We start from the raw sequence: 25,473 nt of genomic DNA, 5'->3' as shown, positions 1-25,473 counted from the left end.
TGTCGCGATAATGCGCGGGTGGACACCACGTCGCCCCTCCCCCTGCCCGCCGACCGCATACCGCCCGGCACCGCCGACTGGCGGTCCGCCGACGCCCGGCGCTGGCTGGACGCCGTGCCCGCCGCCTGGGCGCATCCGCTGTGGGCCGTATTGGCCCTGGTGCTCGCGGCCCTGTGGGTGATCGCGGCGGCGCCCGACACGGTCTGCACCCCCGCCGAACCTTGCGGGACGGACTGGCCGGGCCTGTGCGTGGCCGCGGCGCTGCCGCTCACCCTGTACTGGGTGGTGCGGCAGCCGCGGCTCGCCCTGCCCGGCCTCGCCGTCCTCGTCCTCGGCGACGTGGTGGTGAGCGGGTCCGTCGCGTCGCTGGGCGAGCCGTCGATGCTGGGGTTCGTCGCCGCGTCGGCCTTCACCGCGGCCGGCCTGCTGCACCGCATCGGCGCGGCCGCCCGGCAGCGGGCCCTGGCGCGGGAGGCGGCCGGGCCGGCCGTCCACCCCGTGCCGGCGGCGGCGCTGACGTTCCGGCGCGGGAGGCTCTCGTTCGCGCTGGCCGGCCTGCTGCTGGCCGCCGCCGTGTTCGGCTTCTGGCAGGCGCAGCGGGTCGTCGACGACTTCGAGCGGCGGGCCGCCGCGCTGACGCCCGTGACCGGCACGGTCACCAGGTCCGACGCGGACGAGCTGGTGATCGACGTCGCCGTCGGCGAGCGGGTCCACCGCGTGGAGACCGCGTTCTCCGAGCGCTACCCCGTCGACAGCCGGGCCGATCTGCTGGTGGACGGCGACTGGGCGCGGCTGGCGGCGGAGCCGTACGACGTCTTCGGGTGGGAGCTGCTGGTGCTCGCCGGGCTCGTCGGCGGGCTGGCGTTCCTCGCCAACGCGGTCGACGGACGGACCCGCTCGCGGCAGCTCCACCGCGGCCCCCTGCCGGTGCTGCGGGTGCTGGTCCGCGAGGGCCACGACGACGGCAAGACGTGGGTGTACGCGGCGGACGACCCGGCCGCCGAACGGCCCCTCCTCCACTTCCACTCCCTCCACTCCTTCGAGGAGGACCCCGACGGGCCGGGCGATCCGCACGACGAGGACGACGACGAGGACGACGAGGACGACGACGAGCTGGCGGAGGGACTGCGCAAGGTCGGCGCCATCCTGAAGGGCGAGGACCCGCCGCCGCCGCTGCGCGAGGCCGTCCTGTACGGCCTGCCGTACACCGGTGCCGAGCTGGCGTTCATCGCGCCCGACGACGAGGACCCCGGCGAGGTGGCCGTCGAGTGCAGCGTCACCGCCGTGAAGCCGGCCGTGCCGGGCCTCTTCGGCGGCGGGCTGCCGACCCCCGCGCCGGGGCGGCCCGGGCACCCGGACGGCGCGCGGCCCCGGCGGCGGCCGGTGGACGAGGTCGCCGCGACCCTGGCACCCTCCCCCGCGCCGCGGACCTGGGGCGCGACCGGTGTGTCGCGGGGCGTCGGCGTGTTCCTGCTGCTCGTCCAGGGCGGCGGTGTGTGGTCGCTGCTGGACGGCGAGGTGTCGTGGCTCTCGGTGTTCCCGCTGATCGGCCTGCTCTTCGTGGTCACGTCCGCGTCGACCGCGCTCAACTGGCGGCTCACCGCCGACCGCGACGGCCTGTGGATCGCCGGGCCGTGGCGGGTGCGGCGCGTCCTGTGGGACGAGGTGGCGGCCGTACGCCACAACCGGGGCGGCGACCTCGTCGTCGTACGGGAGGCGGACACGGAGGTGACCCTCTCCCCCGTCGGCTGGCCCTGGCTGGAGCGGCGCCTGGGGCGCGAGCCGTACGGGCCGCGCGCCGCCGACGAGGCCCACGCCCTGCTGCGCAGGCCCGCCCTGCGCCCGGAGCAGCCCGCCACCGCCGCCCAGCAGGGCATGCCGGCCGGCCCGCTCCTGGCGGTGGCCTCCGTCCTGTGGGGGGCGGCGGTACTGCTGCTGTTCTGAGTACGGCCCCCGCTACACCGTGCGGGAGCGGCGGGACAGGACGGCCTGGAGGACGCGGCGGCCCTCGGCGGAGAGGTCCAGGGCGCGGCGCAGGCCGCCCGCGGCGCCGTCCGCGAGGACCTCCAGGACCCGCACCTGGCGGCGCAGTTCGCCGTCCGCCAGCGGGCCGACGCCCTCGGACCGGCCCGTGCGGCAGCGTTCCAGCACCTCCGCGAGGCCCGGCGACGGGGCGGCGCACAGCCGGTGGTGCAGCTCCAGGGCGGCCAGCGAGCACACGTCGGCCCACTCCCGCAGCGGCTCGCGCGCCCAGGCGTCCGGGGCGGTGTCGAGCATGCGCCGGACGAGCGCGGCCTCCTCCGCGTCCGCCGGGGCGGCACCGGCCTCCACCGCGGCCCGCGCCTCGGCGAGCCGGTCCGGCCAGCCGTCGCCCGCCCGCGCGACGCCGAGCCACAGCGGGCGGAGCTGGTCGGCGGCCTGCGGGTCGAGCAGCGGCAGACAGCGGTCGAGGCAGGCCAGCGCGGCGGCGGCCAGCCCCCGCTCGTCGGCCCGCGCGATCAGCTCCACCAGGCTCGGGGTCGTGCTCGTGCTCGGACTCATGACGTCTCCCGTCGCGGACGCGCTCCTTCCCCTTACAGCGCCGCCCCACGGGAAAGCGTCACGTCCCGGAGCCCGCACACCCCGGACGCCGTCACGCCCCGCACGCCTTGGACGGCCGCACGCCCGCAGACCCCGGGACGCCGTCACGTCCCGGAGCCCGCGCCCGACAGGCGTCCGGCGAGTGCCGAGAACTCCCCCCAGCCCAGGGCCGGCGGGCGCGGGTCCCAGACCTTCTGCGCCAGCGCCCGCAGCGGCATCCGGATGCCCGCGGCGACCTGGTCCTGGGTCTGGGCGTTCGCGAGGTCGCACCACACGGCGAACCGGCCGCCCAGGATCTGCCCCGAGTACCGCGACGGCACCGCCTGCGTGCCGCGCAGCACCAGCGGCGTCCACGACGCGTAGATCTCCCGGCCGGTCGGGTACGTGAACTCGTTCGGCTCGCCCAGCACGTAGTAGAGGTACCGGTCGTTGACGTTGACGACCCGACGGCCCTCGCGCAGATACTCCGCCGGAGGACGGGCGCCGATCTCGCGGCCCGTCCAGTACTCGACCTCGACGCCCTTGTCGGCGGCGACCACACCGCCCCGGAAGAACCCGTCGTTCCACGCCTTCGGCTGCTTGCCGGCCGCCCGCACCGTCTTCGCCCGGTCGTTGAGCCACGCCGTCGCCAGGTCCTGGACGCGCCCCCCGGGGCCGTACCGGCGGCGGGCCTCGGCGGCGAGCGCCGGGTACGACGCCTCCGGGTCCGACACGGCGAGCGCCCGGTACTCGTCGGCGCCGATGTGGAAGTACCGGCCGGGGAACAGCCGCGCGTACTCGCGCAGCAGCTCGTCGACGATCCGCGCCGACTCGGGGTTCGCGATGTCGATGGCGCCGCGCGCGACCGTGCCGTTCGCGTTGCGCAGCCGCAGGGAGGGGTGCGCGGCGAGGACCGCCCCGAGGTGGCCGGGCGAGTCGATCTCGGGGATCACGGTGATGTGCAGGCTCGTCGCGAGGGCGACGAGCCGGCGTATCTCCGCCTTCGTCAGGTGCGGCCGGGACACCACCTCGGGGTGACTGTCCGACGCGATGCGGAACGCCTGGTCGTCGGAGAAGTGCAGACCCAGCTGGTTCAGCTTCAGATCGGCCATCTCCCGCACGCGGGCCTCCAGCCAGGCGGCGGTGAAGTGCTTGCGGGCGATGTCGACCATCAGCCCGCGCTGCGGGCGGTCCGGGCGGTCGCGTATGACGCCCTCCGGTACGGCCCCGCCGGAGCGCAGCGCCTGCTTGACGGTCCGCGTCCCGTAGAAGACGCCCGCCTCGTCGGGCCCGGTGATGCGGACCCGGCCGTTCCGGGCGGTCAGCGTGTACGACTCCGGGGCGCCCGACCCGCCGCCGCTCAGCGCCAGCTCGATGTCCCCGGCGCGGGCGGGCGCCTCGCCCCGGTGCGCGATGCCCAGTTCGCGCGCGAGGAGCCGCGCCTCGTCGCTCAGCACGCCGCTGCCGCGCGCGACGACCACGCCGCTTCCGGCGCCCGGCCGCCACCCGGGCCCGCGCGCCGGCTCGTGCTCCCGCACGGCGGGGATGGTGCGGGGCGCGGTGGACAGGGGGTAGGTCCGCGTGGGGCTGGGCGTCGGCGACGGCGAGGGGGCGGCGGACGTACGGGCGGCGGACGGCGCGGTGGTCGCCGCGCCGGGGCTGGCGGCCCCGCTCTCGCCGCCGCCCCCGCCGCAGCCGGCGAGCCCGAGGGTCACCGCGAGCGCCATCCCAGCGGCCACGGCCCGCCCGCCGAAGCGGCGCGGGGCCGACGGGGCGTCGTCTGCGGGCTTCTTGTGGGCGGTCACGGGTGGGCCTCCTCCCCCGGGACCCCAGAGTCCCGGTACCGACGCGCCGAGTGCGTCCATTCCTTGCGTTGAAACTCTGCCTTCCGAGTGAAATACGGAAAGGCTTCGGACCACTGTTGCTCACCCTCGGTAACGTCGTGACCCTTCCCTCACAGGTTTCGCACCACTTCCGCACCCCGCCGCCCCAGCCCGCTTCGTTCCGTTCGAGGAGCCCACGCTGTCCCGCGATCCCCTCTCCGGCGCCCCGCAGACCGCCGGCGCCCCGCACACCTCCGGGGCCACCGCGGCCATACCGGGCCAGGCCGCCCGCGCCGCCGCCCGCCCCGCGGACCTCCTGGCGCTGTTCAACGACGCGCCCCGCCCCGCCGCCGAGGCGGCCCTCCTGGCGTGCTGCGGGAGCCGCCGCTGGGCGCACCGGGTGGCCGCCCACCGCCCGTACCCCACGGTCGAGGCGCTGCTCGCCGCGGCCGACGAGGCCGCCTACGACCTGTCGCGCGCCGATCTGGACGAGGCGCTCGGCGACGAGACCGCCCCCGTCCTGCCGCCGGGCACGCCCGCGTCGGCGCACACGGCGCTGCGCCACGCCCACGACGCGTACCTGGCGCGCTTCGGCCACGCGTACATCGTCTGCCTCGACCCGGACCGCCCCGAGGAGCACCTGGACCGGGTGCTGGGCGGGATCCGGTCACGACTGAACAACGAAGCGGAGGAGGAGCGGGTGGTGTCGGCCGACGAGCTCCGCCGCCTCACCCGGACACGCCTTGCCCGACTTGTTACGGAAAAAGGCGGTTCGACCGGCCACAGTAGGCCGTCCGTGCCTGTTTGATTGCCTGTTTGATCACACATACGGACCCCGCGCGAGGGAACCGACAAGTCGTCGCTACCATGACCGGGGCCGGTGGACCGTACCCGGCCGGGTCTGACCGACAGAGAAGCCGGCCGACCCTGATCCCCGCTCCCGGAGGGTTTTTCCGTGCCGGCTGGAACGCTGTACCGCGGCCGGGAAGGCATGTGGTCGTGGGTGGCTCATCGAGTCACCGGCGTCCTCATCTTCTTCTTCCTGTTCGTACACGTATTGGACACCGCTCTCGTCCGCGTCTCGCCCGAGGCCTACGACGAGGTCGTGGCGACCTACAAGACGCCGATCGTCGCGCTGCTGGAGTACGGCCTCGTGGCCGCCATCCTCTTCCACGCGCTGAACGGTCTGCGCGTCATCGCCGTGGACTTCTGGGCCAAGGGCGCCCGCTACCAGAAGCAGATGCTCTGGACCGTCGTGGGCATCTGGATCGTGCTGATGGCGGGCGCCGTCTACCCCGTCCTCGGCCACGCCGCACGTGAACTGTTCGGGAGCTGACGCCACATGTCCGCTGACCTCACCAAGACCTCCGTCGGCCCCGTCGAAGGCGTGAGCCTGTACGACGTCGACAACCCGGCCCCGCTGATCGAGCCGCCCCGCAAGCGGACCAAGCGGACCCCGAAGTCGACGCGCGGCAACTTCGAACTGGCCGCCTGGCTGTTCATGCGCCTGTCCGGCGTGGTCCTCGTCGTCCTCGTCATCGGCCACCTGCTGATCCAGCTCGTGCTGGACGGCGGCGTCTCCAAGATCGGCTTCGCCTTCGTTGCGGGCCGCTGGGCGTCCCCGTTCTGGCAGGTCTGGGACCTGCTGATGCTGTGGCTCGCGATGCTGCACGGCGCGAACGGCCTGCGTACCGTCATCAACGACTACGCCGAGCGCCCGAACACGCGCCTGTGGCTCAAGGGCCTGCTGTACACCGCGACGGTGTTCACCATCCTTCTGGGCACGCTGGTGATCTTCACCTTCGACCCGAACATCCGCTAGGCACGGGCTGAGGTAATCCACGCCATGAAGATCCACAAGTACGACACCGTCATCGTCGGCGCCGGCGGCGCCGGCATGCGCGCCGCCATCGAGGCGACGAAGCGCAGCCGCACCGCCGTGCTGACGAAGCTCTACCCCACCCGCTCCCACACGGGCGCCGCGCAGGGCGGCATGGCCGCCGCGCTGGCCAACGTGGAGGAGGACAACTGGGAGTGGCACACCTTCGACACGGTCAAGGGCGGTGCGACCAGGACGCCGCCGAGATCCTGGCGAAGGAGGCCATCGACGCCGTCCTCGACCTGGAGAAGATGGGCCTGCCGTTCAACCGGACCCCGGACGGCACCATCGACCAGCGCCGCTTCGGCGGCCACTCCCGCAACCACGGCGAGGCCCCGGTCCGCCGGTCCTGCTACGCCGCGGACCGCACCGGCCACATGATCCTCCAGACGCTGTACCAGAACTGCGTCAAGGAGGGCGTGGAGTTCTTCAACGAGTTCTACGTCCTGGACCAGCTGATCACCGAGGTCGACGGCGTCAAGAAGTCCGCCGGCGTGGTCGCGTACGAGCTGGCCACCGGCGAGATCCACATCTTCCAGGCGAAGGCCGTCATCTACGCCTCCGGCGGCTGCGGCAAGTTCTTCAAGGTGACGTCGAACGCCCACACCCTGACCGGTGACGGCCAGGCCGCCGTGTACCGGCGGGGCATCCCGCTGGAGGACATGGAGTTCTTCCAGTTCCACCCGACGGGCATCTGGCGCATGGGCATCCTGCTGACGGAGGGCGCCCGCGGTGAGGGCGGCATCCTCCGCAACAAGGACGGCGAGCGCTTCATGGAGAAGTACGCGCCGGTCATGAAGGACCTCGCGTCCCGTGACGTCGTCTCCCGCTCCATCTACACGGAGATCCGCGAGGGCCGCGGCTGCGGTCCCGAGGGCGACCACGTCTACCTGGACCTGACGCACCTCCCGCCGGAGCAGCTCGACGCCAAGCTCCCGGACATCACCGAGTTCGCGCGGACGTACCTGGGCATCGAGCCGTACACGGACCCGATCCCGATCCAGCCGACCGCGCACTACGCCATGGGCGGCATCCCGACCAACGTCGAGGGCGAGGTCCTGGCGGACAACACCACCGTCGTGCCGGGCCTGTACGCCGCCGGCGAGGTCGCCTGCGTGTCGGTGCACGGCGCCAACCGCCTGGGCACCAACTCGCTGCTCGACATCAACGTCTTCGGGCGCCGCGCCGGCATCGCCGCCGCCGAGTACTCCGCGAAGCACGACTACGTGGAGCTCCCCGAGGACCCGGCGTCCTTCGTGCAGGAGCAGGTCGAGCGCCTGCGCAACTCCACGGGCACCGAGCGGGTCGCGGAGCTGCGCCGCGAGCTGCAGGAGACCATGGACGCCAACGTCATGGTGTTCCGCACCGAGCAGACGATCAAGACCGCGGTCGAGAAGATCGCCGAGCTGCGCGAGCGGTACAAGAACGTCGGCATCCAGGACAAGGGCAAGCGGTTCAACACGGACCTGCTGGAGGCCATCGAGCTGGGCAACCTGCTGGACCTGGCCGAGGTCATGGCCGTCTCGGCGCTGGCCCGCAAGGAGTCCCGCGGCGGTCACTACCGCGAGGACTACCCCAACCGCGACGACGTCAACTTCATGCGTCACACCATGGCGTACCGCGAGGTCGGCGACGACGGCACCGAGACCGTCCGCCTCGACTACAAGCCGGTCGTCCAGACCCGCTACCAGCCGATGGAGCGTAAGTACTGATGGCTACCCCGATCCTGGAGAAGACGGGCGCCACGTCCGACGTCTCCCCCTACATCACGGTCACGTTCCGGGTCCGCCGCTTCAACCCCGAGATCTCGGACGAGGCGCAGTGGCAGGACTTCCAGATCGAGATCGACCCGAAGGAGCGCGTGCTCGACGGTCTCCACAAGATCAAGTGGGACGTCGACGGCTCGCTCACCTTCCGGCGCTCCTGCGCGCACGGCATCTGCGGCTCCGACGCCATGCGGATCAACGGCAAGAACCGGCTGGCCTGCAAGACGCTGATCAAGGACATCAACCCGGAGAAGCCGATCACGGTCGAGCCCATCAAGGGCATGACGGTCCTCAAGGACCTCGTGGTCGACATGGAGCCGTTCTTCCAGGCGTACCGGGACGTGATGCCGTTCCTGATCACGTCCGGGAACGAGCCGACGCGGGAGCGCCTGCAGTCGGCGGAGGACCGGGAGCGCTTCGACGACACGACGAAGTGCATCCTGTGCGCCGCCTGCACCTCCTCCTGCCCGGTGTTCTGGAACGACGGCCAGTACTTCGGTCCGGCCGCGATCGTGAACGCGCACCGCTTCATCTTCGACTCGCGTGACGAGGCCGGGGAGCAGCGGCTGGAGATCCTCAACGACAAGGACGGTGTGTGGCGCTGCCGCACCACGTTCAACTGCACGGACGCCTGTCCGCGTGGTATCGAGGTCACGAAGGCGATCGCGGAGGTCAAGCGGGCGCTGATCACGCGCCGCTACTGATTCCCTGACCCGGGCGTCCCGCCCGGGCCCCGACGGCCCGTCCCCGTACGACGTACGAGGACGGGCCGTCCCCGTTTCCCCCACCCCACCCGACCCCACCGCTACGGGCGGCCCCCGCCCCGGTGCGGGGCGCGGGGCCACCCCACGGGGGTGCCGGCGCCAAGGGCGGGAGGCCCCGCTCGCTCGGCGTCCCTCAGGGGCAAATGGGGGACATCGGGTGCGGGGTGGCGGAGTTGCCGGTCGTCCGCGAGAAGGCTGGAGACATGAGCATCTCCATCGACCACACCCGCTGCGTCGGCGCGGCCCAGTGCACCCTCGCCGCCCCCCGCGTCTTCACCCAGGACGACGACGGCTACAGCACCCTGCTGCCCGGGCACGACCCGGCCGACCCCATGGTCCGTGAGGCCGCCCGCGCCTGCCCGGTCCGGGCCATCACCGTACGGGAGGCCTGACGCCCCCACCCGGCACCACCCCGGCCTTGAACATGTTCAAAAGCAGGTCTAGAGTCGTCCCGACACTGCGTTTGAACGCGTTCAAGGAGGGTGGGGCATGGACCTCACGGTGCTCGGCTACGTCATCTACCTGCTGATCAGTGTGGTGCTCACCGTGTGGGTCGCCCGCACGCTGAGCCGGAACGGGCGGATCTTCCTCGCCGACGTCCTCAAGGGCGACGAGAAGCTGGCGGAAGCCGTCAACCATCTGCTGGTCGTCGGCTTCTACCTCGTCAACTTCGGCTTCATCGCGCTCTACCTGCGCCAGGACTCCGCCATCGGCACCACCCGCCACCTCTTCGAGGGGCTGTCGATGAAGATCGGCATCGTGCTGCTCGTCCTGGGCGCGATGCACCTGGGCAATGTCTTCGTCCTCAACAAGATCCGCCGCCGCGGCTCCCTGGAGCGCGAGCAGCTGCCGCCCGTCCCGCCCCGGGCGTGGACCCCGCCCGCCGGGGCGTGACCGGGTGACCGCCCTCGACGGCCGCGGCGGGCCGGTGACACGGCTGACGGTCCTGTACGACGCGGGGTGCGCGCTCTGCACGCACCTGCGCGACTGGCTGGCCCGCCAGGCGCAGCTCGTCCCGCTCGACCTCGTACCGGCCGGGTCCGGGGAGGCGCGGCGGCGCTTCCCCGCCCTGGACCACGCGGCCACCCTGGAGGAGATCACCGTCGTCGGCGACGGCGGCCAGGTCTACCGCGCCGAGGACGCCTGGATCGTCTGCCTCTGGGCGCTGGCGGAGCACCGCCCCCGGGCGCACTGGCTGGCGAGCCCCGCCGGGCGGCCGCTGGCCCGGATGACCGTGCTGGCCGCCGCCCGGTGGCGGGCCGCCTCCACCGGCGCGGGCTGCCACGACGGGCGGTGCGGCACGGCGCCGCCGCCCGGTTAGGCTCGGGTGCTGTGAAGGACCGGAAGCCGGCCGCCAAGGCGCCCAAGAGCGAGCAGACGCGCACCCTCATCCTGGAGACCGCGCTCAGGCTCTTCGAGGAGCGCGGCTACGACAAGACGACCATGCGCGCCATCGCCCAGGAGGCGGGCGTCTCCGTGGGCAACGCCTACTACTACTTCGCCTCCAAGGAACACCTCGTCCAGGGCTTCTACGACCGGATCGCCGCCGAGCACGAGGCGGCGGTCCAGCCGGTCCTGGCCGGCGACGCCGACCTCGCGGCGCGCATCCGGGGCACCCTGCTGACCTGGCTGGACGTGGCGGAGCCGTACCACCGGTTCGCGGCGCAGTTCTTCAAGAACGCTGCCGACCCGGAGAGCCCGCTCAGCCCCTTCTCGCCCGAGTCGGCCGACGCGCGCCGGGCGGCGATCTCCATCCACGAGCGGGTGCTGCGCGGCTCCGACACGAAGACCGCGCCCGAACTGGCCGGCCAGCTCCCGGAGATGCTGTGGCTGATGCAGATGGGGCTGGTGCTGTTCTGGGTGTACGACCGGAGCGAGGGTGCCGAGCGCAGCCGCCGGCTCGTGGAGCGGACGGCCCCGCTCGTCGCGCGGGGCATCGCGCTCTCCCGCTTCCGGGTGCTGCGCCCGCTGGTGCGTCAGGCGCAGGACGTCATCACGGAGTTCCTGCCGGGCGCCGGGGAGGCGCTGGAGAAGGACGCGGTCGCGGATGGCGCGACCCGGGCGCCCGGCGGGGACGAACCGTCGAAGGGGCCTTCGCGGGGGGCGGCTACAGCCAGCTGAGCTGCCAGAGCCGCCAGATGCCCGTGCCGTCGGACAGGTACTGGGAGCCCGTGACGTCGGGGCTGCTCAGCACGTAGTCCTTCTTCTGCCACAGCGGTACGAGCGGGACGTCCCGCGCCACCTCGGCCTGGATCGCCTTGAAGTCGTCCACGGCCCCGGCCCGGTCGTCGTACTGCTGGGTGGCGGCGATCAGCCGGTCGATCGTCTTGCTGGCGTAGGCGTTCTGCAGGGCGTTGTCCCGGCCGACGAGGGGCTGGGTGAAGCTGTCGGAGTCGGGGAAGTCCGGCAGCCAGCCGAGCCCGTACGCGTCGTACCGGCCCTCCGCGTATCCCTTCTGGAAGTCCTTCCACTCCGCGGCGACGATCTTCACCCGGAACAGTCCGGTCGCCTCCAGCTGGCGGCGCAGCTCGACCGCCTCCGCCGCCGAGGTCTCGCCCGCGCGGTGCCCGTAGGTGAAGCTGACGGGCGTGTCGACGTCCGCGTCCCGCAGCAGTTTCCGCGCGTTGTCGACGGCCTCCTCGCCGTCGGGGTAGTTGTCGAAGAACGGCGTGCTGTGCCCGACGAAGCCGCGCGGGATCAGCGAGTACAGCGGCTCCACCGTCGAGTGGTGCGGGCCGCTCGCGATCCGGTTGCGGTCCACCAGGGACGCCACGGCCTGCCGCACCGCGCGCTCCGCCATGGGCGAGCCCTTGCGGACGTTGAAGACGATGCTGCGGATCTCCGCCGATGTGGCCTCCGTCATCTGCACGCCCTCCTTGCCGGGGTCGTACGTGGAGATCATCTGCGGCGGCAGCTGGCGGTGGGTCACGTGGACGTCGCCGTTGCGCCAGGCGTTCGCGAGCTGCTCGGCCTCGGCGTAGTAGCGCACCTCGACCGGTGTGGCGGGCCGTGACATGGCCCCCTTGTAGTGTGGGTTGGGCTTCAGCAGCGCGCGGACGCCCGGCTGGTACTCGTCGAGCACATAGGGCCCCGAGCCGTCGGCGGTGGTGCCGTCGCGGAGCTTGTCCTCCGGGTAGCGGGTGCTGTCCACGATGGCGCCCGCGCCCGTGGCGAGCTTCAGCGGGAACGTGGCGTCACGGGCGCTCAGCCGGAAGACGACCTTGCGGTCCTGCGCGGTGACGCTCTCCAGTGTGGGGAACAGCGCCGCCGGGCCGATGTCGGCCGCGATGCCGAGCATCCGGTCGAACGAGTACTTCACGTCGTGCGCGGTCATCTCGCGCCCGTTGGCGAAGACCAGGCCGTCGCGGAGGGTGCACTCGTACGTGGTGAGCGAGGTGCCGGTGAAGCCGCAGGCGTCGGCCGCGTCGGGCACCGGGGTCGTCGAGCCCGGCTTGAAGGTCAGCAGCGACTGGTAGACGTTGCTGTACACGGCCCAGGAACCCGCGTCGTACGCGCCGGCCGGGTCGAGTGTGGTGACTTCGTCGGTCGTGCCGACGGAGATGGGCCGATCGTTCCCCTTGTCTGTCGAGAGCAGCAGCCAGGCCCCTACCCCGGCCGCCACCAGGGCAGCACACATGATGATGATCCGTACACGGACCGATCGCATAGCCGTGATTCCTTTCACGCCCTCCCCTGTGCGATGGCGCAAACTCAATCACAGACTGTTCACGTCTGGAAGGGTAAACCTTCACTTCTCAAGCACATTGCCCCCACCGCCTGAGGAACAGGGGTGGGGGCAAGGGGTTTCCCTGAAAGGCCCCGGCTGGGGCCCTGGTCAGGCGTCGCGCGAGGCCAGGTGCACGACCGTGAAGTCGGAGGGGGCGCCGACCCGCACCGGCGGGCCCCAGGCGCCCGCGCCCCGGGACACGTACAGCTGCGTGTCCCCGTACCGCTCCAGGCCCTCGACGGTCGGGTTGGCCAGCTCCGCGAGGAAGTTTCCCGGCCACATCTGGCCACCGTGGGTGTGGCCGGACAGCTGGAGGTCCACCCCGTGCCGCACCGCGTCGTGGATCATCACCGGCTGGTGCGCGAGGAGCACGGCGGTGCGGGACCGGTCGCGGTCGCCGAGGGCGCGTACGAAGTCGGGGCCGTCGCCGTAGTTGGCGCCGGCCACGTCGTTGACGCCCGCCAGGTCGAACCCGGCGGCGATCTCGACGCGCTCGTTGCGCAGCGGGCGCATGCCCAGGTCGCGGACCTCGTCCACCCACTGCTCGGCGCCGGAGAAGTACTCGTGGTTGCCGGTCACGAAGAAGCTGCCGTGGCGGGCACTGAGGCGGGCCAGCGGCTCGGCGGCCGGGCCCAGGTTCTCCACCGAGCCGTCCACGAGGTCGCCGACGACGGCGATCAGGTCGGGCTGGGTGGCGTTGACGGCGTCCACGATGCGCTGGGCGTGGGCGCGGCCGAGGGTGGGGCCGAGGTGGATGTCGCTCACGACGGCGATGCGGTAGCCGTGGGCGGAGCGGGGCAGCTTGGCGAGGGGGACCGTGACGCGCTTGGTGGTGGGGCCGCGCAGGACGGTGTGGGCGCCGTTGGCCACCGTGCCGGTCGCCACGGCGACCGCGGTGCCCGCGAGCACCCGCGCCACGAATTGCCGCCGCCCCATTCCCGGGGCGTCCGCCTCCGGGGCGTCCTGCCGGTCGGACCCCTCGTCCCGCGGCTCGGCGGCCGGGACGTCCTGCGGGCCGGGCGGCTGATCCGGCGCCTCGGCCGCCGGGGCCTCCTCGGGCGCGGCCGTCGCCAGGGCCGTACCGGCAGGGGCGGCAGGGGCGGCAGGGGCGGCAGGGGCGGCAGGGGCGGCAGGGGGGCACCCTACGGGTCCGCCGTGCCCCACATCCCCCGGTCGGCCCGGGGCGGCGCCCTGGACGGAGTCCTCGGCGGAACGCACGCCCACAGCGGATGCGGCGCCGACGGCGTGCGCGGGCCCGGCCGCGACCTCCGCGGGGCGCGGGCCCTCCGCGGGCCGCGGGCCCGTGGTGACGCGTGGAGCGCGGGGGCGGGGCCAGCGGGTGAGGAGGGGGCGGAGCAGCTCCGTGGCCAGCAGGGTGAGGACCAGGTAGAGGAGCAGGGCCAGCCAGAGGAAGCCCGGCCACGACACCACCTGCTGCAGGCGGAAGGGGGCGTCCGCGCGCCCGGCCGTCATCGCGGCCACCGAGAACAGGGGCAGCACCACCAGCGCCACCGTGCCCGCGCGGCGGGGCAGGCCGCCGGGGCGGGTGACGTCGCGGACCAGGCGGCGCCACACGTACCAGTGCGCGGCCCCCAGCAGGGCCAGGATCAGGGGGATGACCAGCAGTACCACGAGCTCGGCGCCCTTCTACTTCTCGTCGTCGGCGCGCCGCAGCGCCCTCAGTCCGCGCAACCCGATCACGCCAATGGCCGTCCCCAGGAGAAAGGACGTGATGGCCAGCAGAAGATGAACCCAGAAGTATCCGGTGGGGTCACCCGCGTCATCGAAGGCGAGGCCGCTCGCGTCGTTCCACAGGTTCTTGACGAAGGTGATCCAGATGAACCAGCTCCAGACTCCGAACGCCAGCAGGAACCAGGAGATGGAACGGCTCAGTTTCATGGATCCAGTATCGGGTGCACCGGTGTCGGCCCCCGCGCCGGGTGCCGGTACTTTCTCGAACGTGCATGCTCTCAAGAAGGCCGCCGTCGCCGCGGCCACCGCCGTGCTGCTCCCCCTCGTCGCCGTCGGCCCCGCGCTCGCCGCGCCGTCGCCGAACCCCTCGCCGTCGCCGAAGCCGCCCGCGCGCATGTCGACGGTCGGCGGGGCGCGGCTCGGGCTGCCGGGCACACAGGTGGACCTCGCGGGCGGGGCTCCGGTGCTGCCGAAGGAGCTGAGCGGCCGGTCCTGGATCGTCGCGGACGCGGAGAGCGGCGATGTGCTGGCCGCGCACAACGCGCACTGGCGGCTCGCCCCGGCGTCGACGCTGAAGATGCTGTTCGCGGACACGCTGCTGCCGAAGTTCCCCAAGACGCAGAGGCACCTGGTCAGCACCGGTGAGCTGGGCCGTCTGGGCGAGGGCTCCAGCCTCGTGGGCATAAAGGAGAAGCAGTACTACACCGTCCACGACCTGTGGCTCGGGGTGTTCCTGCGCTCCGGCAACGACGCCGTCCACGCGCTGGCGGAGATGAACGGCGGCGTGGAGAAGACGGTGGGCGAGATGAACGCCCGGGCCGACGAGCTGCAGGCGCTGGACACGGAGGTCGTGTCCCCGGACGGGTACGACGCGCCGGGCCAGGTGTCGTCGGCGTACGACCTGACGCTGATCGCCCGCAGCGGTATGCAGAACGCGGACTTCCGGGAGTACTGCTCCACCGTGCGGACGCAGTTCCCCGGGGAGGAGAAGCCGGGCAAGAAGCGTCCGACCTTCGAGATCCAGAACACCAACCGGCTGCTGACCGGCGCCGACGGCGTCGCGCCGTACAAGGGCATCGCCGGCGTCAAGAACGGCACGACCACCCACGCCGGCTCCACCTTCACGGGCGTCGCCGAGCGGAACGGGCGGGTGCTGCTGGTGACCGTGATGAACCCGTCGTCGAAGGAGCCGTACGCCGTCTACAAGGAGGCCGCGCGGCTGCTGGACTGGGGGTTCGCGGCGGCGGGCAAGGTGCGGCCGGTGGGCGAGCTGGTGCCGCCGAAGTCCGCGAAGACCGGTACGGCGCCGAGCACCGCCCCGAGCCGGCCGGGCGAGCAGCGGCCGAACGTCACGGGCGAGGCGGCGGAGGCGGCCGTCACGGGGACCGCGAAGGCCGGTTCCGGCGGCGCGGGCACGGCCCTCGGCCTCGTGGGCGGTCTGGCGGTGGTGCTGGCGGCGGCCGCGTTCCTGATCAATCGGCGGTGGCCGGCGAAGAAGGGCCAGTAGCGCCTTCGCGGCGGCCGCCCGTCGCGGTCCAGGCGGCGCAGAACAGCAGCAGTCTGGCGGTGAAGCTGATCCACAGCAGCAGGGCGACGGGCACGCCGAACGCCCCGTACATCGATTTGCCGGCCACGCCCCGCATATAGCCGCCGAGCAGCAGCTTCAGCAGTTCGAAGCCGACCGCGCCGATCAGGGCGGCGGTGATCAGGTCGCGGCGCGGCGGCTCCACGCCGGGCAGCAGCGTCAGCAGGTACAGCAGGAGCAGGAAGTCGGCGAGCACGGCGACGGCGAGCGCGGCGGTCTGGAGCAGCACGCCGCCGGCGCCGCCCTCGGGGACACCGATCCGTTCCGCGGTCCAGCCGACGGCGACGGCACCGAGCGCGGACCCGGCGAGCGAGACGAGCGCGGTGCCGCCGAGGCCCAGCAGGAGCAGGGCGTCCTTGCCCTTCCTGACGACCGGGTTGCCGTCGTCGGTGTCGTCCAGCCGCCACACGGCGCGCAGGCAGTCGCGCAGCGAGCCGACCCAGCCGATGCCGGTGAAGAGCAGGACGGCGCCCGCGACGAGGCCGACCGTGCCCGCGTTGGCGACCAGCGAGCCCAGGTCGAGCTGGTCGGAGATGCCCGGCACCTGCTCGCTGATCTTGTCCTGGGCGGCGCGCAGCTGCGCGTCGTCCAGGAGGGAGGCGCCGACGGCGGCGGCCAGGGTGATCAGCGGGAAGAGGGACAGGAAGCTGATGAAGGTGATCGCGGCGGCGAGCCGCGTCCAGTGGGCGCGGTCCAGCGTCTCGTAGGCGTGCCAGGCGTGGGTGCGCATCAGCCGGGCGGCCCACGGGCCGATGACGGGGATCTTGGTCAGCCAGTCCATGCCGGTACGCCTACCACCGGAAGCCCCGCGCACCGCCCCCGGCTCGCCCGGCGGACGCGCCGGGCACGGTGCGGACCGGGCACGGCGGATGCGGTGCGGGCCGACACGGACCCGGCACGGCGGTGGCGGGCCCGGATAGGCGACGGGGCGGGGCGGGCTGTCCTACGAGGCGGGGGTGGGGCTGTCGAGCGGTGAGCCCTGCGCGGGCACCGTCCGGGACGAGCCGCAGCCGCCGAACTCGTACGTGTGGAGCTTGCGCCACACGAGGTCGGCGCCCTGCTCGTACAGGGCGAAGGAGCACACCGTCCACGCCGCCTCGAAGGAGGCCAGCTCCTCGAAGGCCCGGTCCATGGCCTCGTCGGCGATGCCGTGGGCGACCGTGACGTGCGGGTGGTACGGGAACTGCAGCTCGCGCACCAGCGGCCCGGACGCGTCGCGGATGTGCTGCTGGAGGCGGGCGCACTCCTCGCCGCCCTCCACGACCCGCACGTAGACGACCGGGGAGAGCGGCCGGAAGGTGCCCGTGCCGCTCAGCCGCATCGGGAAGGCGCGCCCGGCCGCGGCGACCGACGCCAGGTGGGCCCGGATCTCCGGCAGCCGCCCGGCGTCGACCTCCGTCGGCGGGAGGAGCGTGACGTGCGTGGGGATGCCGTGGGCCGCGGCGTCGCCGAAGCCCGCGCGCCGCTGCTGGAGCAGGCTGCCGTAGGGCTCCGGGACCGCGATCGAAACGCCGAGCGTTACGGTCCCCACGTCGTTCTCCTCATCCTTCGATCGTGCCGTGCGGGCGCGCCGGGGGGCGCGGTCCGCGAGTCGCTCGCCAGTGTGGCGCTTCGACCGGTCCCGTGGCCAGAGCCGCTCGGCTTCGGTGCCTCCGCGCTCCGGCCCCGGTGCCTCCGTGCGCCGTCCGTGCGGGTGGGGCTCAGTGCTTGGCGGGCAGGAAGCCCACCCTGTCGTAGGTCTGGGCGAGGGTCTCGGCGGCGACGGCGCGGGCCTTCTCGGCGCCCTTGGCCAGGATCGAGTCCAGCGTCTCCGGGTCGTCCAGATATTCCTGGGTGCGCGCGCGGAACGGCGTGACGAAGTCCACCACGACCTCGGCGAGGTCGGTCTTCAGGGCGCCGTACATCTTGCCCTCGTAGCCCGTGACCAGCTCGTCGACCGGGGTGCCGGTGAGCGTCGACATGATCGTGAGGAGGTTGCTGACGCCGGGCTTGTGCTCCGGGTCGAAGCGGATCACCGTGTCGGTGTCGGTGACGGCGCTCTTGACCTTCTTCGCGGTGACCTTGGGGTCGTCCAGGAGGTTGATCAGGCCCTTGGGCGTGGCGGCGGACTTCGACATCTTCGCCGTCGGGTCCTGGAGGTCGTAGATCTTCGCCGTCTCCTTGAGGATGTACGGCGCGGGCATGGTGAAGGTGTCGCCGAAGCGGGTGTTGAACCGGTCCGCGATGTCGCGGGTCAGCTCGATGTGCTGGCGCTGGTCCTCGCCGACCGGGACCTGGTCGGCCTGGTAGAGCAGGATGTCCGCGACCTGGAGGATCGGGTACGTGAAGAGGCCGACCGTGGCGCGGTCGGCGCCCTGCTTGGCGGACTTGTCCTTGAACTGCGTCATCCGGGACGCCTCGCCGAAGCCGGTCAGGCAGTTCATCACCCAGGCGAGCTGGGCGTGCTCCGGGACGTGGCTCTGGACGAAGAGGGTGCACCGCTCCGGGTCGAGTCCGGCCGCGAGCAGCTGGGCGACCGCCAGGCGGGTGTTGGCGCGAAGCTCGGCCGGGTCCTGCGGCACGGTGATCGCGTGCAGGTCGACGACCATGTAGAAGGCGTCGTGCGACTCCTGCAGCGCGACCCACTGGCGGACCGCGCCGAGGTAGTTGCCGAGGTGGAAGGAGCCTGCGGTGGGCTGGATTCCGGAGAGCACACGAGGGTCAGCAGAGGCCATGTCCCTCATTCTCTCAGGTCCGGCGGGCAGCTCGGCACTGCTGTGGACAACCGGCCGGATGCGGCCGGGGCCTGACGCCGGGCGGGTCCCGGCGCCAGGCGGTGCGGCTGCCCGACGGGCCCGGCGCCAGGCGGTGCCGGTGTCCGCCGGGCCCCGCGCGGGCGGGTCCGGCGTCAGACGGGGATGCCGGGGGCGGGGTGGAGGGCCATGAGGTCGGCGACCTCGGCGCGGATCGCCGCGAGGGCGTCCTCGTCGCCCCGGTGCGCGGCGGTGACGCCCCGGTCGATCCAGTCCGCGACGGCGGCCATGTGCTCCGTACCCAGGCCGCGGGAGGTGAGGGACGGGGTGCCGATGCGGATGCCGGACGGGTCGAACGGCTTCCTCGGGTCGTACGGCACGGTGTTGTAGTTCACGACGACGCCCGCCCGGTCGAGGGCCTTCGCGGCGGTCTTGCCGGGGACGTCCTTGGTGGTGAGGTCGATGAGGACCAGGTGGTTGTCGGTGCCGCCGGAGACCAGGTCGAAGCCGCGGTCGAGGAGGGCGGCGGCCAGCGCGCGGGCGTTGGCGACGACCTGGTGGGCGTAGTCGCGGAAGGCCGGCTGGGCCGCCTCGTGGAGGGCGACGGCGATGGCGGCGGTGGTCTGGTTGTGCGGGCCCCCCTGGAGGCCGGGGAAGACGGCCTTGTCGAGCGCCCTGGCGTGCTCCTCGCGGCACATCAGCATCGCGCCGCGCGGGCCGCGCAGCGTCTTGTGGGTGGTGGTGGACACCACGTCGACGTGCGGCACCGGCGAGGGGTGGGCGCCGCCCGCGACCAGGCCCGCGATGTGGGCGATGTCCGCGACGAGGACCGCGCCAGCCTCGCGGGCGATCTCCGCGAACGCCGCGAAGTCGATCGTGCGGGGCAGCGCCGTGCCGCCGCAGAAGATGACCTTCGGGCGCTCCTTGAGGGCGAGGTCGCGGACCTCGTCGAAGTCGATGAGCCCGGTGTCGCGGCGTACGCCGTACTGGACGCCCCGGAACCAGCTGCCGGTCGCGGAGACGCCCCAGCCGTGGGTGAGGTGGCCGCCCATCGGCAGCGCCATGCCCATGACGGTGTCGCCGGGCTCGGCGAACGCCAGGTACACGGCGAGGTTGGCGGGCGAGCCGGAGTACGGCTGGACGTTGGCGTGGTCGACGCCGAACACGGCCTTGGCGCGGTCCGTGGCGAGCCGCTCGACCTGGTCGATGACCTGCTGGCCCTCGTAGTAGCGGCGGCCGGCGTAGCCCTCGCTGTACTTGTTCTGCAGGACGGTGCCGGAGGCTTCCAGGACGGCGGCGGAGACGTAGTTCTCGCTCGGGATGAGGCGGAGGGTCTCGGCCTGGAGGCGCTCCTCGGCGGTGACCAGGCGGGCCAGCTCCGGGTCGGCGGCGGCGAGCGCGGGGTGCGTGGCGTGCGTGGGGGCCTGGGGCGCGGGGCCGGTGGCGGCGGGCGTGAGGGGTGTCGTCATGGCGTTCCTCCGGGGTGGACAGCTCGTCTTGTCTCCCCGGGGGCCCAGGCGGGCGGCGCCCCGTGCGGTCTGCCGCGCACGGCTCCCCCGGGGTCGCTTCCCCGTACGCCAGTCGCCGCGCGTACCGTCCACCCTAACCGCCGCCGCGGGCCGGACGTTTCCCCGTCCGTATCGCGAGCGACGTTTCCCCGTGAGCATCACGAGCGACGATAGAGACGACCGGCCGTACGAAGACGAACGGAGACCCCGTGTCGACAACGCAGGACGCGATCGCTGCCGCCGAGGCGCACAGCGCGCACAACTACCACCCGCTGCCCGTCGTCGTGGCGACGGCGGAGGGCGCCTGGATGACCGATGTCGAGGGGCGCCGCTACCTCGACATGCTCGCCGGATACTCGGCGCTCAACTTCGGGCACGGCAACCGCCGTCTGATCGACGCGGCCAAGGCGCAGCTGGAGCGGGTGACGCTGACGTCGCGCGCCTTCCACCACGACCGGTTCGCGGACTTCTGCGCGCAGCTCGCGGAGTTCTGCGGCATGGAGATGGTGCTGCCGATGAACACCGGCGCGGAGGCGGTCGAGACGGCCGTGAAGACGGCCCGCAAGTGGGGCTACCGGATCAAGGGCGTCCCGGACGGCACGGCGAAGATCGTGGTGGCGGCGGACAACTTCCACGGCCGTACGACGACGATCGTCAGCTTCTCCACGGACCCGGAGGCCCGCGACGGGTACGGCCCGTACACGCCGGGCTTCGAGATCGTCCCGTACGGCGACCTGGCGGCGCTCGACGCGGCGGTCACCGACGACACGGTGGCCGTGCTGCTGGAGCCGATCCAGGGCGAGGCGGGCGTGCTGGTGCCGCCGCCGGGCTATCTGGAGGGCGTGCGGCGGCTGACGCGCGAGCGGGACGTGCTGTTCATCGCGGACGAGATCCAGTCGGGCCTGGGCCGTACCGGGAAGACCTTCGCCTGCGAGCACGAGGGCGTCGTGCCGGACATGTACGTGCTCGGCAAGGCGCTGGGCGGCGGGGTCGTGCCGGTGTCGGCGGTCGTGTCGAGCGCGGCCGTGCTGGGGGTGCACCGGCCGGGCGAGCACGGTTCGACGTTCGGGGGCAACCCGCTGGCGTGCGCGGTGGCGCTGGAGGTGCTGGCGATGCTGCGGACCGGCGAGTACCAGGAGCGGGCGGCGGAGCTGGGCGACCATCTGCACCGGGAGCTGGGGCTGCTGGTGGGGGGCGCGGTGCGCGAGGTGCGCGGGCGCGGGCTGTGGGCCGGGGTGGACGTCGACCCGTCGAAGGGCTCGGGCCGCCAGGTGTCGGAGCGGCTGATGGAGCGGGGCGTGCTGGTGAAGGACACCCACGGCTCGACGATCCGGCTCGCCCCGCCGCTGATGATCTCCAAGGAGGACCTGGACTGGGGCCTGGAGCGGCTGCGGGAGGTCCTGGCGGACTGAGCCGGGCCGTGCGCGCCGTGCCGTACCGGGGCCTGCCGGTACGGCACGGCGCGGCTCACCGGATGACGTGCGGCAGGAAGCGGGCGTATCCGTCGGTCACCAGGCCGGACGACTCGCGGATCCCGAGCCCGGCCGCCTCGTCCTCCACGACCCACGCGCCGAGCACGACGCGGTTGCCGTCGAAGTCGGGCAGCGGGGCGAGGGCCTGGTAGCAGCTGGGCTCGTCCCGTACGACGGGTGCGGCGCCCCGCTCGTGGACGGTGACCCCGGCGCCCTCGCGGCCCAGCAGCGGCTTGACGACGTACCCGCCGTCGGCGGCCAGTTCGCGCGGGCCGTCGAGGTAGGCGGGCAGCAGGTTGGGGTGGCCGGGGTACAGCTCCCACAGGACGGCGAGGAGCGCCTTGTTGGACAGGAGCATCTTCCACGCCGGTTCGATCCAGCAGGTGGTGCCGGTGCCGCCGCCGTTGTCGAGGGTGTCGAGGACGTACGGGCCGAACGGGTCGGTGACCAGCCACTCCCACGGGTACAGCTTGAAGCAGCTGCGGATGAAGCGGAGCCGGTCGTCGACGAAGCGGCCCGAGAGGCGGTCCCAGCCGATCTGCTCCACCGACAGCGCCTCGGTCTCGATCCCGGCCTGCTCGGCGGTCTCGCGCAGATACGCGACCGTCATCAGGTCCTCGCCGATCTCGTCGCCGTCGGAGTGGACGAAGTGCAGCGGGCCGGGCGGCAGGAGGCGCGCCTGGCGCCGCCAGGCGTCGACCAGGCGCTCGTGGAGCGAGTTCCACTGGTCGGCGCCGGGGAACCGCTCCTCCATCCAGAACCACTGCGGGCTCGCGGCCTCGACCAGCGAGGTCGGCGTGTCCGCGTTGTACTCCAGCAGTTTGGCGGGGCCCCGGCCGTCGTAGCGCAGGTCGAACCGGCCGTACACGGACGGCAGTTCGGCGCGGCGCCGCCAGGACTCGGCGACCAGCGCGGCGAGCCGCCGGTCGGTGATGCCGAGATCGGCGAAACGTTCCCGCTCCACGATGTGCGCGGCGGCCTCCAGGCACATGCCGTGCAGTTCCTCGACGACCTCCTCCAGGGTCTCGACCTCGGGGAGGGTGAAGGAGTAGTAGGCGCTCTCGTCCCAGTAGGGGCGCAGGGTGCCGTCGGGGTGGCGGGTCAGCGGATAGACGCAGCCCTGCTCCTCGACGATGCGCTGCCAGTCGGGGCGGGGTTCGATGGTGTGGCGTTCCATGGCTGCGTACGGCTTCCGGCTCAGCCGCCGCCGCTGCCGGAGCAGCCGAAGCCGCCGCGCTGCACGGCGGACTTGTCGAAGCTGCCGCCCTCGACGCGGCCGTTGCTGGACGAGCCGCCGTAGTAGTACGACCCGCCGCCTCCGCTGCCGCTGCTTCCGCTGCCGCGGTTGTCGTCGCGGCACTTGTAGTCGGGCAGGACCTCGCGGGTGATCGGGTCGACGCACCGCCGGTCGGGCTCGGAGCTGCCGCAGGAGGTGAGGGTCAGCGCGAGGGCGCCCATCCCTCCCAGGACGACGTGGCTCGATCGCAGTCTGCGCATGTGGTTCTCCCCCGTTGACGCGTGGAACGCGCACACCTTAGCCCTGCCGTCGGGCGCCCGGAACGCGGGGGCGCGGGGGCGCTTGCCGACCGGCGCCCGCCGATCCGCGCGCCGCCGCCGGCGCGCGGGGCGCCGGCGGCGGCACCGGGCGGCGTGCGCGGCCCGGTGCCGGGCGGGTCAGAGCGCGTACTTCACCACCCACGTGATGGCGTTCCGGTCCGTCGTGAGCTTGCCGCACTTGGCCACCTTGTCGCCGACCGACTGGAGGTAGCCGCAGGCCGGGTTCTGGATGGTCGTCCGCGCGCCGTCCCGCAGGGCGGGGATGCGCCATCCCGCGGTGCCCTTCCCGTCCTTGCAGGACCGGAGGGAGACGAGGCCGCCCTTGGGGTTGGCGGCCATGCACACCGCGCCGGGCAGCGTGCCGATGCTGCGGCTGGCGTACTTGCCGGGCGCGTGGGTCTTCCACTGGAACGCCATCGAGGCACGGCAGTCGCCGAGGGTGAGGTTCCTGTTGAAGCCGTTGCCCTTGAGGCAGGTGCCGGTCGCCTTGTTGACGAGGTAGAAGGACCCCGTCCCCTTCGCCTGTGCGGTCGACACGGGTCCGGCGACGGTCATTCCGAGCGCGAGCACGGAGGTCACGGCGGTGGCGGCGGCCTTGGTCCTGAGATTCATGGAGCGAACATCCCCCTGGGAGAAAAAGCCGGAGGGGAGCGGGCTGGTCAGACGCGCTCCCGGAACGACCTCATGTATAGCGGCCAAGTGGCGTGTTTCTCACGGGAGTTGAGCTAAAACTGAGACTTCGGTCAATCGCTCATACGCCGGGGCCGGCACGACGTTGCAGGCTTCGTCGAAGACGACGTCCTGATCTCCGGTCGCCGCCGCTTCACGCACAGCGGGATGCGCGGCCAGGGAGTCCGGGCAGGCGGCCGCCCGCTCGTACCCCTTCGCCCGGCGGGGCCGGCCTGCCCGCCGGGGCCCCCGCGGTCGTCCCGGCTGGTCACGGCAGTACGCGGCACAGTGCTTCCAGCGCGCCCGGCCAGGCGCTGTCGGTGGGGGTGGCGTAGCCGACGACGAGGGCGTCGCGGCCGGGCGGGGTGTCCGGGTGGCGGAAGGCGTCCAGGCCCTGCAGCGCGAGGCCCTGGAGGGCGGCGGCGCGCAGGACGGCCCGCTCGCTGCCGGGCGGCAGTTCCAGCACGGCGTGCAGTCCGGCGGCGATGCCGGTGACGCGGATGTGGGGCGAGCGTTCGGCGAGCGCGGCCACGAGCTGGTCGCGGCGGCGCCGGTAGCGGAGCCGTACACCGCGCACGTGCCGGTCGTACGCGCCCGAGGTGAGGAACTCGGCCAGGGTGAGCTGCTCCAGGCTGCTCGACGCCCATTCGATGTCGCCCTTCGCGGCCAGCACCTCCTCCATCAGGTGCCGGGGCGGGACCATCCAGCCGAGGCGCAGCCCGGGCGCGAGGGACTTGCTGGCGGTCCCGAGGTAGACCACCCGTTCGGGGTCGAGGCTCTGCAGGGCGCCGACGGGCTGCCGGTCGTACCGGAACTCGCCGTCGTAGTCGTCCTCCAGGACCAGCCCGCCGGTGCTCCGCGCCCAGTCGATCAGGGCGGTGCGCCGCCCGGGGGCGAGGGCGCCGCCGAGCGGGAACTGGTGGGCCGGCGTGATGAGCACGGCGCCTGGGCGGGGCCCGCCGTCCCCGGTCAGGGCGTCGACGCGGGTGCCGTCCGCGTCGAGCGGCAGCGCGGGGGTGCGCAGCCCGGCGGCGTGGAGGGCGGCCCAGTGCACGTCGAGGCCGTACGACTCGACGGCGACGTCCCGGACGCGGCGGCCCCGCAGGACGGCGGCGAGCAGCAGCAGCCCCTGGGCGAAGCCGGAGCAGACGACGATCCGGTCCGGCTCCGCGCGCACGCCCCGCGAGCGGGCCAGGTACTCGGCGAGGGCGGCGCGCAGCTCGGGCCTGCCGCGCGGGTCGGCGTACCCGAACGCCTCGTGCGGGGCGTTCGTCAGGGCGCGGCGGGCCGCCTTCAGCCATTCGGCGCGCGGGAAGGACGCGAGGTCCGGTGTGCCGGGGTGCAGGGTGTGCAGGGGCTTGCCGGTGCGGGAGCGGGTGCGCTGCCACGGCAGCTGGGGCGGGGACGCCGGGCGTCGGGCGGGCGCGGCGGCGGCGCGCGGGGCGACGCGGGTGCCGGAGCCCTGCCGGGCGGTGAGCCAGCCCTCGGCGACGAGCTCGGCGTAGGCGTCGGCGACGGTGTTGCGGGCGACGCCCAGGTCGGCGGCGAGCGTACGGGACGACGGCAGGCGGGTGCCGGGGGCGAGACGGCCGGTCCTGACCGCGTCGCGCAGGGCGTCCATCAGCCCGGCGCGCAGGGCGGGGCCCCGGATCTCCAGGTGCAGGTCGGCGCCGAACGCGGCGGAAATGGCCCGTGATTCCGTCATGGAAGTGGACCATACCGGGGCGCCAACGCGGGCGT

Annotated in this window: 24 protein-coding genes and 1 pseudogene; 12 read left to right on the top strand and 13 right to left on the bottom strand. The window is 73.2% G+C overall.

All coding sequences use genetic code 11. The annotated features are described in order from the left end of the window. Nucleotides 1-18: 18 nt before the first annotated feature. Nucleotides 19-1,944, top strand: a complete 1,926-nt coding sequence (locus ACSUPT_RS18745; RefSeq protein ID WP_351963437.1) for a hypothetical protein — start codon at nt 19-21, stop codon at nt 1,942-1,944. A gap of 12 nt (nt 1,945-1,956) precedes the next feature. On the opposite strand, the gene ACSUPT_RS18740 is transcribed toward ACSUPT_RS18745, so the two are convergent. Together ACSUPT_RS18740 and ACSUPT_RS18735 are read right to left on the bottom strand one after the other, a co-directional pair. Beyond that, nucleotides 1,957-2,541, bottom strand: a complete 585-nt coding sequence (locus ACSUPT_RS18740) for a hypothetical protein (RefSeq protein WP_361654801.1) — start codon at nt 2,539-2,541, stop codon at nt 1,957-1,959. Between the two features lie 143 nt (nt 2,542-2,684). Next, on the bottom strand, nt 2,685-4,286 hold the full coding sequence (locus ACSUPT_RS18735) for a beta-N-acetylhexosaminidase (protein WP_404144679.1): 1,602 nt from the start codon (nt 4,284-4,286) through the stop codon (nt 2,685-2,687). 295 nt (nt 4,287-4,581) lie between these two features. Between ACSUPT_RS18735 and ACSUPT_RS18730 the strand changes: the two genes are divergently transcribed. The 9 genes and pseudogenes from ACSUPT_RS18730 (at nt 4,582) to ACSUPT_RS18690 (ending at nt 10,912) form a co-directional block, all read left to right on the top strand. Continuing rightward, entirely contained in the window at nt 4,582-5,190 is a 609-nt protein-coding gene (locus ACSUPT_RS18730) for a 2-oxo-4-hydroxy-4-carboxy-5-ureidoimidazoline decarboxylase (protein WP_436946235.1), read from the top strand. Between the two features lie 147 nt (nt 5,191-5,337). Next, nucleotides 5,338-5,718 carry a succinate dehydrogenase, cytochrome b556 subunit gene (sdhC, locus tag ACSUPT_RS18725; protein ID WP_351963435.1) on the top strand — a complete coding sequence of 127 codons (381 nt, stop codon included), beginning with the start codon at nt 5,338-5,340 and terminating at the stop codon, nt 5,716-5,718. A 6-nt stretch (nt 5,719-5,724) separates the two neighbouring features. Continuing rightward, nucleotides 5,725-6,204, top strand: a complete 480-nt coding sequence (locus tag ACSUPT_RS18720) for a succinate dehydrogenase hydrophobic membrane anchor subunit (RefSeq protein WP_031135019.1) — start codon at nt 5,725-5,727, stop codon at nt 6,202-6,204. 87 nt (nt 6,205-6,291) lie between these two features. Beyond that, nucleotides 6,292-7,973, top strand: a pseudogene (gene sdhA / locus ACSUPT_RS18715) (succinate dehydrogenase flavoprotein subunit). Further along, nucleotides 7,973-8,731 (top strand): succinate dehydrogenase iron-sulfur subunit, encoded by a 759-nt coding sequence (locus ACSUPT_RS18710; RefSeq protein ID WP_351963433.1) that lies wholly within the window; start codon nt 7,973-7,975, stop codon nt 8,729-8,731. The pseudogene sdhA and the gene ACSUPT_RS18710 overlap by 1 nt, the downstream one beginning before the upstream one ends. Nucleotides 8,732-8,994: 263 nt before the next feature. Continuing rightward, nucleotides 8,995-9,183: a ferredoxin gene (locus tag ACSUPT_RS18705; RefSeq protein ID WP_436945032.1), complete on the top strand. Its 189-nt coding sequence runs from the start codon at nt 8,995-8,997 to the stop codon at nt 9,181-9,183. A gap of 97 nt (nt 9,184-9,280) precedes the next feature. Next, entirely contained in the window at nt 9,281-9,685 is a 405-nt protein-coding gene (locus tag ACSUPT_RS18700; protein WP_351963431.1) for a hypothetical protein, read from the top strand. 4 nt (nt 9,686-9,689) lie between these two features. After that, complete coding sequence (locus tag ACSUPT_RS18695) at nt 9,690-10,112, top strand: thiol-disulfide oxidoreductase DCC family protein (protein WP_399216969.1); 423 nt, start codon at nt 9,690-9,692, stop codon at nt 10,110-10,112. A gap of 11 nt (nt 10,113-10,123) precedes the next feature. Beyond that, a complete protein-coding gene (locus ACSUPT_RS18690; protein WP_361654792.1) occupies nt 10,124-10,912 on the top strand; it encodes a TetR family transcriptional regulator in 789 nt (262 codons plus the stop codon). Here the strand turns inward: ACSUPT_RS18690 and ACSUPT_RS18685 are convergent. From ACSUPT_RS18685 to ACSUPT_RS18675, 3 genes are all read right to left on the bottom strand, one after another. After that, nucleotides 10,899-12,458 carry an ABC transporter substrate-binding protein gene (locus tag ACSUPT_RS18685; protein ID WP_436945029.1) on the bottom strand — a complete coding sequence of 520 codons (1,560 nt, stop codon included), beginning with the start codon at nt 12,456-12,458 and terminating at the stop codon, nt 10,899-10,901. The genes ACSUPT_RS18690 and ACSUPT_RS18685 overlap by 14 nt on opposite strands. Nucleotides 12,459-12,626: 168 nt before the next feature. Next, a complete protein-coding gene (locus tag ACSUPT_RS18680; protein ID WP_436945027.1) occupies nt 12,627-14,150 on the bottom strand; it encodes a metallophosphoesterase in 1,524 nt (507 codons plus the stop codon). Between the two features lie 15 nt (nt 14,151-14,165). Beyond that, nucleotides 14,166-14,417, bottom strand: a complete 252-nt coding sequence (locus ACSUPT_RS18675) for an SCO4848 family membrane protein (RefSeq protein WP_351963426.1) — start codon at nt 14,415-14,417, stop codon at nt 14,166-14,168. A gap of 61 nt (nt 14,418-14,478) precedes the next feature. Between ACSUPT_RS18675 and ACSUPT_RS18670 the strand changes: the two genes are divergently transcribed. Then, on the top strand, nt 14,479-15,717 hold the full coding sequence (locus ACSUPT_RS18670; RefSeq protein WP_351963425.1) for a D-alanyl-D-alanine carboxypeptidase family protein: 1,239 nt from the start codon (nt 14,479-14,481) through the stop codon (nt 15,715-15,717). Here ACSUPT_RS18670 and ACSUPT_RS18665 read toward each other — a convergent pair. The 4 genes from ACSUPT_RS18665 to glyA all read right to left on the bottom strand — a co-directional run bounded on the left by ACSUPT_RS18665 (nt 15,683) and on the right by glyA (nt 19,996). Then, nucleotides 15,683-16,576: a YihY/virulence factor BrkB family protein gene (locus ACSUPT_RS18665; RefSeq protein ID WP_436945024.1), complete on the bottom strand. Its 894-nt coding sequence runs from the start codon at nt 16,574-16,576 to the stop codon at nt 15,683-15,685. The two genes, ACSUPT_RS18670 and ACSUPT_RS18665, sit on opposite strands and share 35 nt — an antisense overlap. Nucleotides 16,577-16,738: 162 nt before the next feature. Next, nucleotides 16,739-17,326, bottom strand: coding sequence for a 2'-5' RNA ligase family protein (locus ACSUPT_RS18660; protein ID WP_351963423.1), 588 nt, complete (start codon nt 17,324-17,326; stop codon nt 16,739-16,741). Between the two features lie 169 nt (nt 17,327-17,495). After that, entirely contained in the window at nt 17,496-18,509 is a 1,014-nt protein-coding gene (trpS, locus tag ACSUPT_RS18655) for a tryptophan--tRNA ligase (protein WP_351963422.1), read from the bottom strand. 173 nt (nt 18,510-18,682) lie between these two features. Next, complete coding sequence (gene glyA / locus ACSUPT_RS18650) at nt 18,683-19,996, bottom strand: serine hydroxymethyltransferase (protein WP_365726743.1); 1,314 nt, start codon at nt 19,994-19,996, stop codon at nt 18,683-18,685. 248 nt (nt 19,997-20,244) lie between these two features. Between glyA and rocD the strand changes: the two genes are divergently transcribed. After that, a complete protein-coding gene (gene rocD / locus ACSUPT_RS18645) occupies nt 20,245-21,447 on the top strand; it encodes an ornithine--oxo-acid transaminase (protein ID WP_436945021.1) in 1,203 nt (400 codons plus the stop codon). Nucleotides 21,448-21,502: 55 nt separating this feature from the next. Here the strand turns inward: rocD and ACSUPT_RS18640 are convergent, their stop codons facing one another. The 4 genes from ACSUPT_RS18640 to ACSUPT_RS18625 form a co-directional block, all read right to left on the bottom strand. Beyond that, nucleotides 21,503-22,684 (bottom strand): glutathionylspermidine synthase family protein, encoded by a 1,182-nt coding sequence (locus ACSUPT_RS18640; RefSeq protein WP_436945019.1) that lies wholly within the window; start codon nt 22,682-22,684, stop codon nt 21,503-21,505. A gap of 20 nt (nt 22,685-22,704) precedes the next feature. After that, on the bottom strand, nt 22,705-23,004 hold the full coding sequence (locus ACSUPT_RS18635) for a hypothetical protein (protein ID WP_351963418.1): 300 nt from the start codon (nt 23,002-23,004) through the stop codon (nt 22,705-22,707). Between the two features lie 177 nt (nt 23,005-23,181). After that, nucleotides 23,182-23,676, bottom strand: coding sequence for a hypothetical protein (locus tag ACSUPT_RS18630; protein WP_351963417.1), 495 nt, complete (start codon nt 23,674-23,676; stop codon nt 23,182-23,184). A 325-nt stretch (nt 23,677-24,001) separates the two neighbouring features. Continuing rightward, nucleotides 24,002-25,438 carry a PLP-dependent aminotransferase family protein gene (locus ACSUPT_RS18625; RefSeq protein ID WP_436945016.1) on the bottom strand — a complete coding sequence of 479 codons (1,437 nt, stop codon included), beginning with the start codon at nt 25,436-25,438 and terminating at the stop codon, nt 24,002-24,004. Between the last annotated feature and the right edge of the window lie 35 nt (nt 25,439-25,473).

The sequence above is a fragment of the Streptomyces sp. SudanB25_2051 genome, assembly GCF_964272635.1.
In the GTDB taxonomy this organism is placed as follows: Bacteria; Actinomycetota; Actinomycetes; order Streptomycetales; family Streptomycetaceae; genus Streptomyces.
This window is presented reverse-complemented; position numbering and strand designations above follow the sequence as displayed.

Excerpts from the sequence above, each read along its gene's own strand:
- ACSUPT_RS18700 (WP_351963431.1), top strand. The coding sequence starts at position 9,281 with ATGGACCTCACGGTGCTCGGCTACGTCATCTACCTGCTGATCAGTGTG.
- ACSUPT_RS18705 (WP_436945032.1), top strand. The coding sequence starts at position 8,995 with ATGAGCATCTCCATCGACCACACCCGCTGCGTCGGCGCGGCCCAGTGC.
- ACSUPT_RS18685 (WP_436945029.1), bottom strand. The coding sequence starts at position 12,458 with ATGCGATCGGTCCGTGTACGGATCATCATCATGTGTGCTGCCCTGGTG.
- ACSUPT_RS18740 (WP_361654801.1), bottom strand. The coding sequence starts at position 2,541 with ATGAGTCCGAGCACGAGCACGACCCCGAGCCTGGTGGAGCTGATCGCG.
- ACSUPT_RS18735 (WP_404144679.1), bottom strand. The coding sequence starts at position 4,286 with ATGGCGCTCGCGGTGACCCTCGGGCTCGCCGGCTGCGGCGGGGGCGGC.
- ACSUPT_RS18630 (WP_351963417.1), bottom strand. The coding sequence starts at position 23,676 with ATGAATCTCAGGACCAAGGCCGCCGCCACCGCCGTGACCTCCGTGCTC.
- ACSUPT_RS18720 (WP_031135019.1), top strand. The coding sequence starts at position 5,725 with ATGTCCGCTGACCTCACCAAGACCTCCGTCGGCCCCGTCGAAGGCGTG.
- ACSUPT_RS18625 (WP_436945016.1), bottom strand. The coding sequence starts at position 25,438 with ATGACGGAATCACGGGCCATTTCCGCCGCGTTCGGCGCCGACCTGCAC.
- ACSUPT_RS18640 (WP_436945019.1), bottom strand. The coding sequence starts at position 22,684 with ATGGAACGCCACACCATCGAACCCCGCCCCGACTGGCAGCGCATCGTC.
- glyA (WP_365726743.1), bottom strand. The coding sequence starts at position 19,996 with ATGACGACACCCCTCACGCCCGCCGCCACCGGCCCCGCGCCCCAGGCC.
- ACSUPT_RS18665 (WP_436945024.1), bottom strand. The coding sequence starts at position 16,576 with ATGGACTGGCTGACCAAGATCCCCGTCATCGGCCCGTGGGCCGCCCGG.
- ACSUPT_RS18635 (WP_351963418.1), bottom strand. The coding sequence starts at position 23,004 with ATGCGCAGACTGCGATCGAGCCACGTCGTCCTGGGAGGGATGGGCGCC.
- ACSUPT_RS18710 (WP_351963433.1), top strand. The coding sequence starts at position 7,973 with ATGGCTACCCCGATCCTGGAGAAGACGGGCGCCACGTCCGACGTCTCC.
- ACSUPT_RS18675 (WP_351963426.1), bottom strand. The coding sequence starts at position 14,417 with ATGAAACTGAGCCGTTCCATCTCCTGGTTCCTGCTGGCGTTCGGAGTC.
- trpS (WP_351963422.1), bottom strand. The coding sequence starts at position 18,509 with ATGGCCTCTGCTGACCCTCGTGTGCTCTCCGGAATCCAGCCCACCGCA.